General features: G+C 48.2%; 11 protein-coding genes. 9 read left to right on the forward strand and 2 right to left on the reverse strand.

Features of this window, described 5'->3' with window-relative positions; all coding sequences use genetic code 11:
• The first annotated feature begins 283 nt into the window (after positions 1-283).
• Both lpcA and ACL9RG_RS17955 read left to right on the forward strand, forming a co-directional pair.
• Positions 284-862 carry a D-sedoheptulose 7-phosphate isomerase gene (gene lpcA, locus ACL9RG_RS17950; RefSeq protein WP_422794000.1) on the forward strand — a complete coding sequence of 193 codons (579 nt, stop codon included), beginning with the start codon at positions 284-286 and terminating at the stop codon, positions 860-862.
• A gap of 41 nt (positions 863-903) precedes the next feature.
• Complete coding sequence (locus ACL9RG_RS17955) at positions 904-1,671, forward strand: class II glutamine amidotransferase (RefSeq protein ID WP_422794001.1); 768 nt, start codon at positions 904-906, stop codon at positions 1,669-1,671.
• On the opposite strand, the gene dpaA is transcribed toward ACL9RG_RS17955, so the two are convergent.
• Entirely contained in the window at positions 1,642-2,367 is a 726-nt protein-coding gene (gene dpaA, locus ACL9RG_RS17960; protein WP_422794002.1) for a peptidoglycan meso-diaminopimelic acid protein amidase, read from the reverse strand. The two genes, ACL9RG_RS17955 and dpaA, sit on opposite strands and share 30 nt — an antisense overlap.
• A 277-nt stretch (positions 2,368-2,644) precedes the next feature.
• Here dpaA and dinB point away from each other — a divergent pair, with 277 nt between their 5' ends.
• On the forward strand, positions 2,645-3,706 hold the full coding sequence (gene dinB / locus ACL9RG_RS17965; RefSeq protein WP_422794003.1) for a DNA polymerase IV: 1,062 nt from the start codon (positions 2,645-2,647) through the stop codon (positions 3,704-3,706).
• Positions 3,707-4,732: 1,026 nt separating this feature from the next.
• Here the strand turns inward: dinB and pepD are convergent.
• Positions 4,733-6,193 carry a beta-Ala-His dipeptidase gene (gene pepD, locus ACL9RG_RS17970; RefSeq protein WP_422794004.1) on the reverse strand — a complete coding sequence of 487 codons (1,461 nt, stop codon included), beginning with the start codon at positions 6,191-6,193 and terminating at the stop codon, positions 4,733-4,735.
• A 405-nt stretch (positions 6,194-6,598) separates the two neighbouring features.
• Between pepD and gpt the strand changes: the two genes are divergently transcribed.
• The 6 genes from gpt (at position 6,599) to ACL9RG_RS18000 (ending at position 12,927) form a co-directional block, all read left to right on the forward strand.
• A complete protein-coding gene (gene gpt / locus ACL9RG_RS17975) occupies positions 6,599-7,057 on the forward strand; it encodes a xanthine phosphoribosyltransferase (protein ID WP_422794005.1) in 459 nt (152 codons plus the stop codon).
• Between the two features lie 341 nt (positions 7,058-7,398).
• Positions 7,399-8,646: an esterase FrsA gene (gene frsA, locus ACL9RG_RS17980; RefSeq protein ID WP_422794071.1), complete on the forward strand. Its 1,248-nt coding sequence runs from the start codon at positions 7,399-7,401 to the stop codon at positions 8,644-8,646.
• A 62-nt stretch (positions 8,647-8,708) separates the two neighbouring features.
• Positions 8,709-9,110, forward strand: coding sequence for a sigma factor-binding protein Crl (gene crl / locus ACL9RG_RS17985; protein ID WP_422794006.1), 402 nt, complete (start codon positions 8,709-8,711; stop codon positions 9,108-9,110).
• Between the two features lie 139 nt (positions 9,111-9,249).
• A complete protein-coding gene (proB, locus tag ACL9RG_RS17990) occupies positions 9,250-10,353 on the forward strand; it encodes a glutamate 5-kinase (protein WP_422794007.1) in 1,104 nt (367 codons plus the stop codon).
• 10 nt (positions 10,354-10,363) lie between these two features.
• Positions 10,364-11,617: a glutamate-5-semialdehyde dehydrogenase gene (gene proA / locus ACL9RG_RS17995; RefSeq protein ID WP_422794008.1), complete on the forward strand. Its 1,254-nt coding sequence runs from the start codon at positions 10,364-10,366 to the stop codon at positions 11,615-11,617.
• A gap of 812 nt (positions 11,618-12,429) precedes the next feature.
• The gene (locus tag ACL9RG_RS18000; protein ID WP_422794072.1) at positions 12,430-12,927 is read left to right on the forward strand and encodes an SH3 domain-containing protein; all 498 of its coding nucleotides are present in this window, start codon (positions 12,430-12,432) and stop codon (positions 12,925-12,927) included.
• The last annotated feature ends 12 nt before the right edge of the window (positions 12,928-12,939 follow it).

Raw genomic sequence — 12,939 nt, forward strand, 5'->3', positions numbered from 1 at the left:
GACTCCTATCTGATAGGAGGTCTGACCTGTTGAGTGGGTTATTATGGTTTTAGTTCATGAACAATTGTTTATCAATGCGCTTACATCTTAATTACAACTCAGGTCACATTTCGTTCGTAAGAATGACCAGAGCTTGAAAGTATCTGCTGCAAAATGTCTTGTGCGCTTCTCGGTTTTTCTGCAATCCGTTACACTAGCACCCGGAACATTTCTCGCTGACAGTGCGCTATTCAAAGCGTCATCAAGTAGGGCACTGTACTAAGGACATAATAAAGAGGCTGCCATGTACCTGGATATCATTCGTAGTGAACTGAACGAAGCTGCAGACACGCTTAACAAATTTGTGAACGACCCGGTCAATATTGAGCGTATCCAACAAGCGGCAGTGTTGCTGGCTGATTCATTTAAAGCCGGTGGCAAAGTCATCTCTTGTGGTAACGGTGGTTCACACTGTGACGCTATGCACTTTGCTGAAGAGCTGACTGGGCGTTACCGCGAAAATCGCCCTGGCTATCCGGCGATTGCTATTTCTGATGTTAGCCATATCTCCTGTGTCAGTAATGATTTCGGTTACGAGTATGTTTTCTCCCGTTATCTGGAAGCGGTAGGCCAAAAAGGGGATGTGCTGCTGGGCATCTCAACGTCAGGGAACTCTGGCAACATCATTAAAGCTGTTGAAGCGGCGCGAGCTAAGGGCATGAAAGTCATTACCTTGACCGGTAAAGATGGCGGCAAGATGGACGGCATGGCTGATGTTGAAATCCGTGTGCCGCATTTTGGTTTTGCCGATCGTGTGCAAGAGATCCATATCAAAGTGATCCACATTTTGATTCTGTTGATCGAAAAAGAGATGGCTAAATAACCCGTTTTAACTGATTAGGTATTAATAAGGGGAGGGCTGGAATGTGTGAATTGCTCGGGATGAGCGCGAATGTACCGACGGATATCTGCTTTAGTTTTAGCGGATTGGTACGACGCGGTGGTCTGACCGGCCCCCATAAAGATGGTTGGGGCATTACCTTTTATGAAGGTAATGGCTGTCGCACGTTTAAAGATCCACAGCCCAGCTTTAACTCCCCGATTGCCCGACTGGTGCAGGATTATCCAATAAAATCCTGCGCCGTTATCTCTCATATCCGCCAGGCTAACCGTGGCGAAGTCTCGCTGGAAAATACCCATCCTTTCACCCGAGAGCTATGGGGGCGCAACTGGACTTACGCGCATAACGGCCAGCTTCGCGGCTATAAACAGTTAGAAACGGGGGCTTTACGCCCTATTGGTCAAACCGACAGCGAATATGCATTTTGTTGGTTGCTACATAAATTAAGCCAGCGCTACCCGAGAACACCGGGTAATTGGCCGGCCGTATTTCGCTATATTGCGTCATTAGCTAACGAATTACGCCAAAAGGGCGTATTTAATATGCTGCTGTCGGACGGGCATTTTGTGATGGCCTATTGTTCGACCAACCTATTTTGGATCACGCGGCGTGCGCCTTTCGGTAAGGCAACTTTGTTAGATCAGGATGTGGAGATTGATTTTCAGCAGCAGACGACACCTAATGATGTCGTCACCGTGATTGCGACACAGCCACTGACTGGCAACGAAACCTGGAACAAAATTGCCCCAGGTGAATTCGCCCTATTTTACTGCGGTGAACGCCAACTGTGAGGTTGGTGGCGTAAGTGGCGAGGACTGGTTAATCACATAATTACCATTAACTACCGATACTGTCGGTGGTTGGTGGTATTTCTCAAAGTAGAGATAACCAGGCTGCAATTGACGCCAGAAATTAATGTACGTCGAGTTACGGTGTGATTGCATATTGGCTTCAGTCATGCGGAACGGATAAATACTGATCTCCACATTACGTTGACCATTATCAAACGCTGCCTGCACATAGCTATAAATAGACGCCATCTGGCTATCTGTCATCGCATAACAGCCGATAGATAGGCAATTTCCATGGATCATCAGATAGTTACCTGAATATCCTTGCGCCCGGTCATAATCATTCGGGAAGCCGATATTGATCGCCCGATAGAATTTGCTGTTGGGCTTTAGATGATGGATATCGATGCTGTAAAAGCCTTCCGGGCTTTTGAAATCCCCTTCACGGCGTTTATTACCCAATCCGCCAGAGAAATCGCAAATCTTGTACGCACCAATCAGGCGAAATTGATCCTGCATTTTGGCGTATAGCTCCAACACCCTTTCTTGTTTGAAAATCTGGATATAAACGGGTGAACCTAATAATTGCTGTTTATCTAATTGACTCAAAGGCACCTGCTCGCTGGCTGCGGCAGTGCTCATGGTAAATACAGGCAAACTGAGGATCATCGCAAAGAGCAACGCGATTCTTAACATGCTAATTCCTGCTGATTATAATTTTTACTGTTGGTCCGTAGAGGACGTAAGCCTCTTTAGACAGCCACTGCGGGTAACCATTTAAACGTAGTCATATTAATACCGATTGTCTTTTTAGCAATGCTCAAACGCGGATTAATGTGTCACGAATAGCAAAATTCAATCGGCTATCTCCGGTTTTTTTGTAATTAATTGATCTTTGCTCATCAGGGGGATTCTCACAACCTTGAGATTTACCTTTTTAACTGTATACTTATACAGTTATTTGGGGAGGGGTATGCGCAAAATAATACATGTTGATATGGACTGCTTCTTCGCCGCAGTAGAAATGCGTGATGATCCTTCCCTGCGCGAAATCCCGCTGGCGATTGGTGGCAGCAAAGACCGGCGTGGGGTGATCAGCACCGCCAATTACCCGGCTCGTCGTTACGGTGTTCACAGTGCAATGTCCACGGCAATGGCGTTAAAACTTTGCCCGCATCTAAAAGTAATCCCCGGTCGAATGGAGGCCTATAAACAAGCGTCGCTGCATATCCGTGATATATTTTCTCGCTACACGTCGCTTATCGAGCCTTTATCGCTTGATGAAGCTTACCTTGACGTTTCTGATTCGGTTCAGTGCAACGGATCTGCCACCCTAATTGCCCATGAGATCCGCCAGACTATTGCCAATGAATTAAATTTAACAGCCTCGGCCGGTATTGCGCCGATTAAATTTCTCGCCAAAATCGCCTCAGATATGAATAAGCCGAACGGGCAATATGTCATTACGCCTGACAAAGTGGCTGATTTTTTAGTGGATCTGCCGCTGAGTAAAATTCCTGGCGTGGGGAAGGTTACCGCCGCACGTTTGCAAGAAAGCGGTTTGAAAACCTGTGGCGATGTCCAGCGTTATGATTTAGCTCAGTTGCTGAAGAATTTTGGTAAATTTGGCCGCGTGTTATGGGAGCGTTGTCAGGGCATTGATGAGCGAGAAGTCTCTGCCGACAGATTACGAAAATCGGTCGGCGTTGAGCGTACGCTGGCAGAAGATATTCACGATTGGGCACACTGTGTCGAATTGATTGAGAGGCTGTATCCAGAATTGGAAACCCGCCTCAGCCGCGTCAGCCCACAGCTACGCATTGCCCGCCAAGGTGTAAAACTGAAATTCCACGATTTTCAACAAACCACCCAAGAACACGTTTGGCCGGTGCTGAATAAAGACGATTTATTAAAAGTTGCCAGACAAGCCTGGGAACAACGGCGAGGTGGCCGAGGTGTGCGTCTGGTTGGTTTGCATGTCACCTTGCAGGACCCGCAAATAGAGCGGCAATTATTATTAAGATTAGATGAATAAGCGGGAACGCGATTACGTGCGTTTTTTGAAAACGCCTAATTTTTAAAAACAGCACGGTGAATTTTTCGGTTTCCGAAGTGCTGTTTTCAATGCGGCCTTTGCGCCGAAACCGAGCAAAGGGATGTAGGGCGCATCCCTTTGCAATCCCGCGCCTTTCTATGGTGTTATATCGAATTTCAATTAGGCTATGTTTCAGCTACCACAGAGACAGGCGCAAATTTCATGGCTCCGCCATGCCTTCCTTCGGGTTTGAGCTAACGATAAAGACGTTATCTCTCCACCACTCGTCAGTGAAATTTTGAGTGCGCCAGGTAGCGTTCGAATCAACGGCAAGATTTAGAAAATGATAGCAAAGTGAATTTTTCGGTTTCCGAAGTGCGGTGTTCAATGCAGCCTTCGCGCCGAAACCGAGTAAAGGAACGAAGGCGCGTTCCTTTACAATCCTGCGCCTTTTCATGGTGTTATATAGGATTTCAATTAGGCTATGTTTCAGATACCACGGCGACAGGCGCAAATTTCATGGCTCTGCCATGCCTTCCTTCGGGTTCGAGCCAGCTTCGCCGTCTCTCCACCACTCGTCAGTGAAATTTTGAGTGCGCCAGGTAGCTTTTTTAAATTCAAAAGATTAACTGCCACTGCCTTTGAACTTGACCTTAAAAGCCGCTAAGCGCACTCAAAATTTCACCGGTAAGAGGTGAGAGACAATAGCTTTATCATTGGCTCGAATCCCGCAGCCGGGCATCCCGGATGGGATGAAATTTGCGCTATCGCAGAAGCCGCTGAAACATGGCCTCCACTGGACTGGGTGTCAAAGTTGGAAAGGGCGCGGGATTGTAAAGGGTGGCGCCAGACCACCCTTTACTCGGTTTCGGCGCGAAGGCCGATGTGATCACAGAACTTTGAAAACCGAAATATTCACCGTCTTGGTCTTAAAACCGCATCAAGCTCGGTCCAGCTTGGTAAACCGAAATATTCACCATTCTGGTGTTAAAAACCGCATCAAGCTCGGTCTAGCTTGCGTAAGTCTCAAGCCTTCTCTGGGATCGCCTTCAACAACTCGATTAGCAATTTCCAATACAAGGCAACGCTTTCAATATGGACTTGCTCATCCGGCGAGTGTGGCCCGGTGATGGTCGGTCCGATAGAAACCATATCCATATCTGGGTAAGGTTTTTTGAACAGGCCACATTCCAGACCGGCGTGGATCACCATGATGTTTGGCGTCTTGTTGAACAGGTCTTGGTACAGTTCGCGTACCAGCGCCATGACTGGCGATGCAGCATCTGGTTTCCAGCCTGGGTAGCCGCCTTTTGGCGAGGTTTTCGCACCGGCCAGTTGGCCTACCGAAGTCAGCATGCTGACCACGTAATCTTTGCCGCTGTCGATAAGAGAACGAATCAGGCAGACGATTTCCGCTTCTTTCTCGGTCAGGCTAACGACACCGAGGTTCAGAGAAGTTTCAACCACGCCTTTCACATCGTCGCTCATACGGATAACACCGTTTGGCGTCGCGTTGAGCAGCGCCAGGAAGCGGTTTTGGCTATCTTGGCTCAGCGCCTTCGCGTTGCTTTCAGTTGATTCGAGCAGCAGGGTGATGTTTTTCTCAACCGCAGCCAGCTCGAATTTCAGCGTTGCCAGGAATTCGTTAACTGCCGCTTGCAGCGCATTTTGTTGATTTGCGGCAACGGCCAGGATAGCAGAAGCTTCGCGTGGGATAGCATTACGCAGCGTACCGCCGGTGAAATCCAACAATTGCAGGCCGAGGGTATCAGCATGCTCACACAGGAAGCGAGCCAGCAATTTATTGGCATTACCCAGGCCCAGATGAATTTCTGCGCCAGAGTGACCGCCTTTCAGACCTTTCAAGGTCAATTTGAACAGGCTGGCACCGGCAGCAATAGCGTCACGTTGCAGAGGCAGGGTGGTGATGAAGTCGACACCACCGGCGCAACCCATATAGATCTCACCTTCGGTTTCTGAATCGGTGTTAATCAGAATGTCAGCTTGCAGCCAGTTAGGTTGCAGGCCAAATGCACCGTCCATACCGGCTTCTTCGGTCATGGTCAGCAACACTTCCAGCGGGCCGTGTTCAACGCTGTTATCAGCCAGTACAGCCAAAGCAGATGCCATGCCAATACCGTTATCAGAACCCAGCGTCGTACCGCGTGCTTTTACCCAGCCATTATCGATATAAGGTTGGATGGGATCTTTAGTAAAGTCATGAACAGTATCGTTATTCTTCTGCGGTACCATATCCAGGTGCGCTTGCAACACTACAGGCTTACGCTTTTCCATGCCTGCCGTTGCTGGTTTGCGCAGCAAAATATTGCCGACTTGGTCACGTTCAACGTGGATATTTTGCGCTTGTGCCCACTCTACAATGTGCTGAGCCAGCGCTTCTTCATGATAAGAAGGATGCGGAATAGAACAGATCTTGGCGAAAATATCCCACAAAGGCTGTGGCGAAAGTTGAGACAGTTCAGACACTGTAAGTCTCCTGTGACAGCCGAATTAAGGCGTGCTCTATACCCGTCATACGTCGAGTGGCAGGGATGTTGGCTGCTCTCGACGTTTCTTGGGTATATAGAGCCTAATAAGCGCTGTAAGTTTAAGAGTGAATAAGGCTCGTCATAGCTATCCATCATTCAACATCGTTGAGTGATGCGGCTACCATGGCGAGAGTGGCGACAGAATATCACTTTCTCCCAGCCTGTGCGCGTCAGAGACAGGGAAATATCGGGCAAAAAGACCGAATGGCGGAGGTTTAACCGCTGGTTTTTCACAGGCAGAATCTCTATAATCTCGCGCAACCCTTTTCCCCCTAAGTAAATTTTACAGCCATCATCAAGACCGGCAGGGGATACCATATTTAAAAGTTATGAGCGAAACGTTATGAGCGAAAAGTACGTTGTAACCTGGGACATGCTACAAATTCACGCCCGTAAGTTGGCTGCACGCCTGCTTCCAGCAGAACAATGGACGGGTATTATTGCCGTCAGCCGTGGTGGTCTGGTTCCTGCTGCTTTGCTGGCTCGTGAATTGAACATCCGCCACGTGGATACCGTGTGTATCTCCAGTTATGACCATGATCACCAGCGTGAGATGAAGGTTATCAAACGTGCAGAAGGTGATGGTGAAGGCTTTATCGTTATTGACGATTTGGTTGATACAGGTGGCACCGCTCAGGCAATTCGTGAAATGTATCCAAAAGCGCATTTTGTGACTATTTTCGCTAAACCAGCAGGTCGCCCGTTGGTTGATGACTACGTAGTTGATATTCCGCAAGATACCTGGATTGAGCAGCCTTGGGATATGGGGGTTGTTTTTGTCCCACCTCTAGTCGGCAAATAAATACCCGTCATAATTCAAGTTGCAGGGGTGTTGGCTGCCTTCACTCACCCCAGTCACTTAGTTATCTAAGCTCCTGGGGATTCGTTCAGTTGCCGCCTACCTGCATCTCGAATTATTTAGGGTATAGACTCATATAAACGCTCGGCTGTGCCGGGCGTTTTGCTTTTTTGGCCGATAAGATGCGCTATTAAGGTCAAGGTCTAAGGTCAAGGTCAACAGATTGATTTTTTAAATAACCTTACTGTTTGGGCCGACAAGCTTTTCAGGAGTTTGTTATAATCCTTACCCTGTAGGTGGTACGTCTGCCACTGCATTGCTGGTTTAAGGAGGATATGTCTGCCATGGCCCCTGCCAATCTTTCGGAAAAGCTGTTCAAGCCTAGATTCAAATACCCTGAGACTTCTACGCTGGTTCAGCGCGTTCATCATCAACAATCTACCCAAGTTCCTACGGCACTCGACGGCGAGCGTAGTCCATGCTGGTATCGCTCTATTAACCGGTTAATGTGGTTATGGCGTGGGATGAATTTGATTGAAATTGAACAGGTGTTGGCGCGTATTGCGGTCTCTGACGCCGAGCGTAGCGATCCGCGATTGCTGGACACCGTGATTGGTTATCGCGGTGGTAATTGGGTGTATGAGTGGTCAAACCATGCGATGACCTGGCAGAAGAAAGCGCAGGAAGCGACTGACGATAAACTTGCCAGCGAATATTGGCTGACCGCTGCTAATTTTTACAGCCTGGCAGGTTACCCACATTTAAAGGGCGATACGCTGGGGGAGCAGGCTGAAGTCTTGGCGAACAAAGCCTATGAGCAATCCGCGCTGCATTCCGAGCATCAGCTTAAAGAGTTGACGTTCAAAATTGCCGAAGGCGGAGAATTAACCGGCTTCTTACACTTGCCTAGTGAAGGTAAGGCACCGTTCCCGACGGTGCTGATCTGTGGCAGTTTGGATACGTTGCAAAGCGATTATCACCGTTTATTTCACGGTTATCTGGCTCCGCTAGGTATCGCGATGATGACCCTGGATATGCCATCAATCGGTTTCTCTTCCCGCTGGACGCTTAATCAAGACACCAGCTTCTTGCACCAGCAAGTACTAGAGCAACTGGCACGCTGCCCTTGGGTTGATGCGACCCGCGTCAGCCTGTTTGGTTTTCGGTTTGGTGCCAATGTAGCGGTGCGCGTTGGTTATCTTGCACCACAACGTGTTCGCGCAGTCGCTTGTCTTGCGCCGGTGGTACATAACCTGTTCATTGATTCGCAAAGGCAACAGCGTGCGCCAGATATGTATATGGATGTTCTCGCCAGTCGCATTGGCATGTCTTATGCCTCCGACGAAGCGTTAAAGGTCGAGCTGAACCGCTATTCTCTGAAAATGCAGGGGCTATTGGGGCGAAGAACGCGAACGCCGATGCTGTCTGCTTTTTGGCCCAAAGATCCGTTTAGCCCACCGGAAGAATCCAAACTTATTGCCGATTCTTCATCTGATGGCAAATTACTTTCTGTCTCGACAGAACCGCTGTATAGCGGCTTTGAGCGAGCATTAACTGAAATTTGTCAGTGGCTAGCGAAAAAAATGCGTTAACTAAGTGCTTGATAATTTCCCTTAGTTTGCTACAAATGTGGCTTACTATAAGGAGGTATATAATGACGTTACCAAGTGGTCACCCTAAAAGCCGGCTAATGAAACGTTTCGGTTCGTTAGGGCCATATATCAGAGAAGGAAAGTGTGAAAATAATCGCTTCTTCTTTGACTGTTTAGCGGTATGTGTAAACGTCAAACCCTCGCCTGAAAAGCGTGAGTTTTGGGGATGGTGGTTGGAGTTACAAGCTGAAACCGAACGTTTTACTTATGTTTATGAGTTCGGTCTTTTCGATAAAGAAGGGAACTGGAAAGCACAAAACATTAAAGATTCTGAAGTTCAAGATAAGCTACAAATTACGCTAGAAACGTTTTTCAAAAATTTGCATGGTGTCATTGACGAGCTGTCATTAGCATTACAACCTGCTGATGATTTAAGCAAACAACCGATCAAACTTTCTGCCTGATCGCGCGGCTTTTGTCCGCTCTGGCGCTTATATCTTGCTATTTCGCGTTATGCCTGTTGGCATAACGCTTCTCTCCTGCTAAAAAGCTTATTAATTTCCTTTTCATTCCATTTTTTAACTCCATAACGGCAGAAAGATTATGAGTGGTAGCCAAACCCTGGTTGTCAAACTAGGTACTAGCGTATTGACCGGCGGTTCGCGCCGTCTAAACCGCGCCCATATTGTCGAGTTGGTGCGCCAATGCGCTCAGCAACACGCGGCAGGGCATCGCATTGTGATTGTTACCTCTGGCGCGATTGCTGCCGGACGCGAACATTTGGGCTACCCCGAACTCCCCGCAACCATTGCTTCCAAGCAATTACTCGCTGCCGTTGGGCAAAGCCGTCTGATCCAACTGTGGGAACAACTGTTTTCTATTTATGGTATCCACGTTGGGCAGATGCTACTCACTCGTGCTGATATCGAAGACCGCGAGCGTTTCCTTAACGCTCGGGATACCATGAACGCTCTGCTAGATAACCATATCGTGCCGGTGATTAATGAGAACGATGCGGTTGCTACTGCTGAAATCAAAGTAGGCGATAATGATAACCTGTCTGCATTGGCGGCAATTTTAGCCGGTGCCGATAAACTGCTGCTGCTGACCGATCAGCCAGGTCTGTTCACCGCCGACCCGCGTACCAATCCGCAAGCTGAACTGATCCGTGAAATCACCACTATTGATGATGCGCTACGTGGTATTGCCGGGGATAGCGTTTCTGGTTTGGGCACGGGTGGGATGGCGACTAAATTGCAGGCTGCCGATGTTGCCTGCCGTGCGGGCATCGATACCATTATTGCGGCGGGTAGCCGCCCAGGTGTGATTGGCGATGTTATTGAAGGCACATCGGTCGGTACGCGCTTCCACGCGATGCAAACCCCGCTAGAAACCCGTAAGCGCTGGATATTTGGCGCACCGCCAGCAGGTGAGATTACTATTGACGACGGCGCAGTGTCCGCCATGTTGGAACGCGGGAGTTCGCTGCTGCCAAAAGGCATCCGTGAAGTGAAGGGCGATTTCTCCCGCGGTGAAGTGATCCGCATTCGTAATCTCAACGGGCGCGATTTAGCGCACGGTGTGAGCCGCTACAACAGCGATGCGATGCGCATGATTGCCGGCCATCACTCACAGCAGATAAATGACATTCTCGGTTATGAATACGGCCCGGTTGCCGTTCACCGCGACGACATGATCGTTAGTTAAGGAGTTCACTATGTTAGAAGCAATGGGTCAGGCCGCTAAACAAGCGTCCTACCAGCTCTCTACCTTAAGTACTGCGCAGAAAAACGCAGCGCTATTATTAATGGCTGACATGCTCGAGGCCAATAGCCAAAGCATTATCGATGCTAACAAGCTGGACATGGCTGCGGCCCGTGAAAGCGGCATGAGCGAAGCGTTGTTAGATCGCTTGTTGCTAACGCCTGCGCGTTTATCTGCGATTGCCAGCGACGTGCGCGATGTCTGCCGTTTAAGCGATCCGGTCGGGCAGGTGATTGACGGTTCACAGCTCGACAGCGGTCTGAAACTCGAACGTCGTCGTGTTCCGCTCGGCGTCATTGGCGTGATCTACGAAGCGCGTCCGAATGTGACTATTGACGTTGCCAGCCTGTGCTTGAAAACGGGTAACGCGGTTATCCTGCGCGGCGGGAAAGAAACGCATCACACCAATCTGGCAACCGTCAAAGTGATCCAGCAAGCGCTGGAACAAGGCGGTTTACCGGCGGCGGCGGTACAGGCTATTCAAAGCCCGGATCGCGAGCTGGTGGCCGAGATGCTGCGTTTGCATCAATACATCGACATGCTAATCCCACGCGGTGGCGCGGCGTTGCATAAATTATGCCGTGAACAATCCACTATTCCGGTGATCACCGGTGGTATCGGCGTATGCCACACCTTCGTTGATGAAAGCGTTGATTTCGAGAAAGCCTTAACGGTGATTGAAAGCGCGAAGGTACAGCGTCCAAGCGCTTGTAATAGCCTGGAAACGCTGCTGGTGCATCAAGCGATAGCCGACAGCTTCTTGCCAGCTCTCAGCGTACGTATGCATCAAGCCGGTGTGACCTTACACGCTAGCGAAAATGCCTTGCCGCTGTTAAGCAATGGCCCGGCAAGCGTTGTCGCTGTGACCGAAGAAGATTACCGCGATGAATGGCTGTCATTAGACCTTAATATCACTGTCGTTGCCGATCTCGATGCGGCCGTGGCGCATATTCGTCAATACGGCACCGAGCACTCTGATGCGATCCTGACGCGTTCGATCAGCAGCGCTGAACGCTTTGTCCGTGAAGTCGATTCTTCTGCCGTTTATGTCAATGCCAGTACACGTTTCACCGACGGCGGGCAGTTTGGCCTCGGCGCAGAAGTTGCCGTCAGCACCCAAAAACTCCACGCCCGCGGCCCAATGGGGCTGGAAGCGCTAACCACTTACAAGTGGATTGGCTACGGGGATGATTTGGTTCGCGCATAGTTGATGATGAATGCCTTCGACCCTAAAGGAGAGGGCAGTCAGCAAACACATTTAAGCGGGTTTCGCTCAGAGAGATTTGAGCGGGCCCGCTTTTTTATTGGCGGTAATAGACGATCGTTAAGTTGACGATATGCCCCTTTTAGCTCCAGTCCGCTCAATATTTGAGACAATTAGGTAGTCGAATAAATAATAAGAAAAAGTTAAGTGATCAGATAGATAATTCGTTTATAAAAATAACTTATTTATTATTCTGTAATATTTTATCCATATTTTGTATGTGGCTATGCCGATAAAGGCTCTTGCACTTAGTTTACAAAATCGTTTCAGCAATAAGAATATTCCCATATTCAATGGGTTTTAATGAAATGGTTTGCATCTGTAATCAAGCCATTAGGATAATTTATGACAAATAATTACAAACTAACAATTATCTTACTATAATAATTCTTCTGGATGAGGCATGTGCTCCATGTAAAACATGCTAACCTTAACCTGCCAAACCCACAGTACATCATGCCTGACGGGCTTTTTTGTATGTGAAATAGAACTAAAATTAGGCAGTTTAAACTCTGTTTATGTAGTATTGAACTTTCGTAAATTTTAAGTAAAACTAGTCTTACCACATCTAAAATAGCGGTCACAGTGCGGCTCTACCTTGTAAAGCCCATGCGGTAGCTATATTTTTGGTAATTAAAGCCATAATGTTTTGATTCGAGGACTCTTTTAAAAAAGAAAATTCAATCAATATGTTAATTCCGGCTTACTTATTACCTTCTGCATAATAAATAATATATTGGCAACGGAAAACCATGATGAATATGCGAATCGTCTTATCCCTGTTATTTGTATTAGCGGTATCTGGCTGTAAGGCACCGCCTAAGCCACAGATTACTGACGATACTATTGAAACTAGCCAGGTAAACGGTGTGACACTGACTCACCGTCATATTGTTCAACCACCAAAAGAATTTGAGCCTATCGGCGAGGATTACCGTGCACTTTATGGTGCATCTGTAATGAGCATTCCTGATTACAGCGGTAAGGTTATTCGTCAACTTGAGACCGGACAAACTTATGTCGTGTTGGGGCAGGTAGAACATTTCTGGATGGCGCTGGCAACTGAAGACAATAAAGACGAATTGATCGGTTACGTACCACTTCGTGCCGTAGTCAAAAGCGCGCTTTATGACCAAACGATTCGTGCTGATAGACCGCGTCCGCGTGCTAAAAAGAAAGCAGACTGTGTGTCGGTCGACCACAGTAGCAAAGCTTGTAAAAACGCTAACAGTGGCACTTGGATTATTAACTAATCCCGCCTTAAC

Source organism: Rouxiella sp. Mn2063, from assembly GCF_049319665.1.
Taxonomy (GTDB): domain Bacteria; phylum Pseudomonadota; class Gammaproteobacteria; order Enterobacterales; family Enterobacteriaceae; genus JBMOUD01.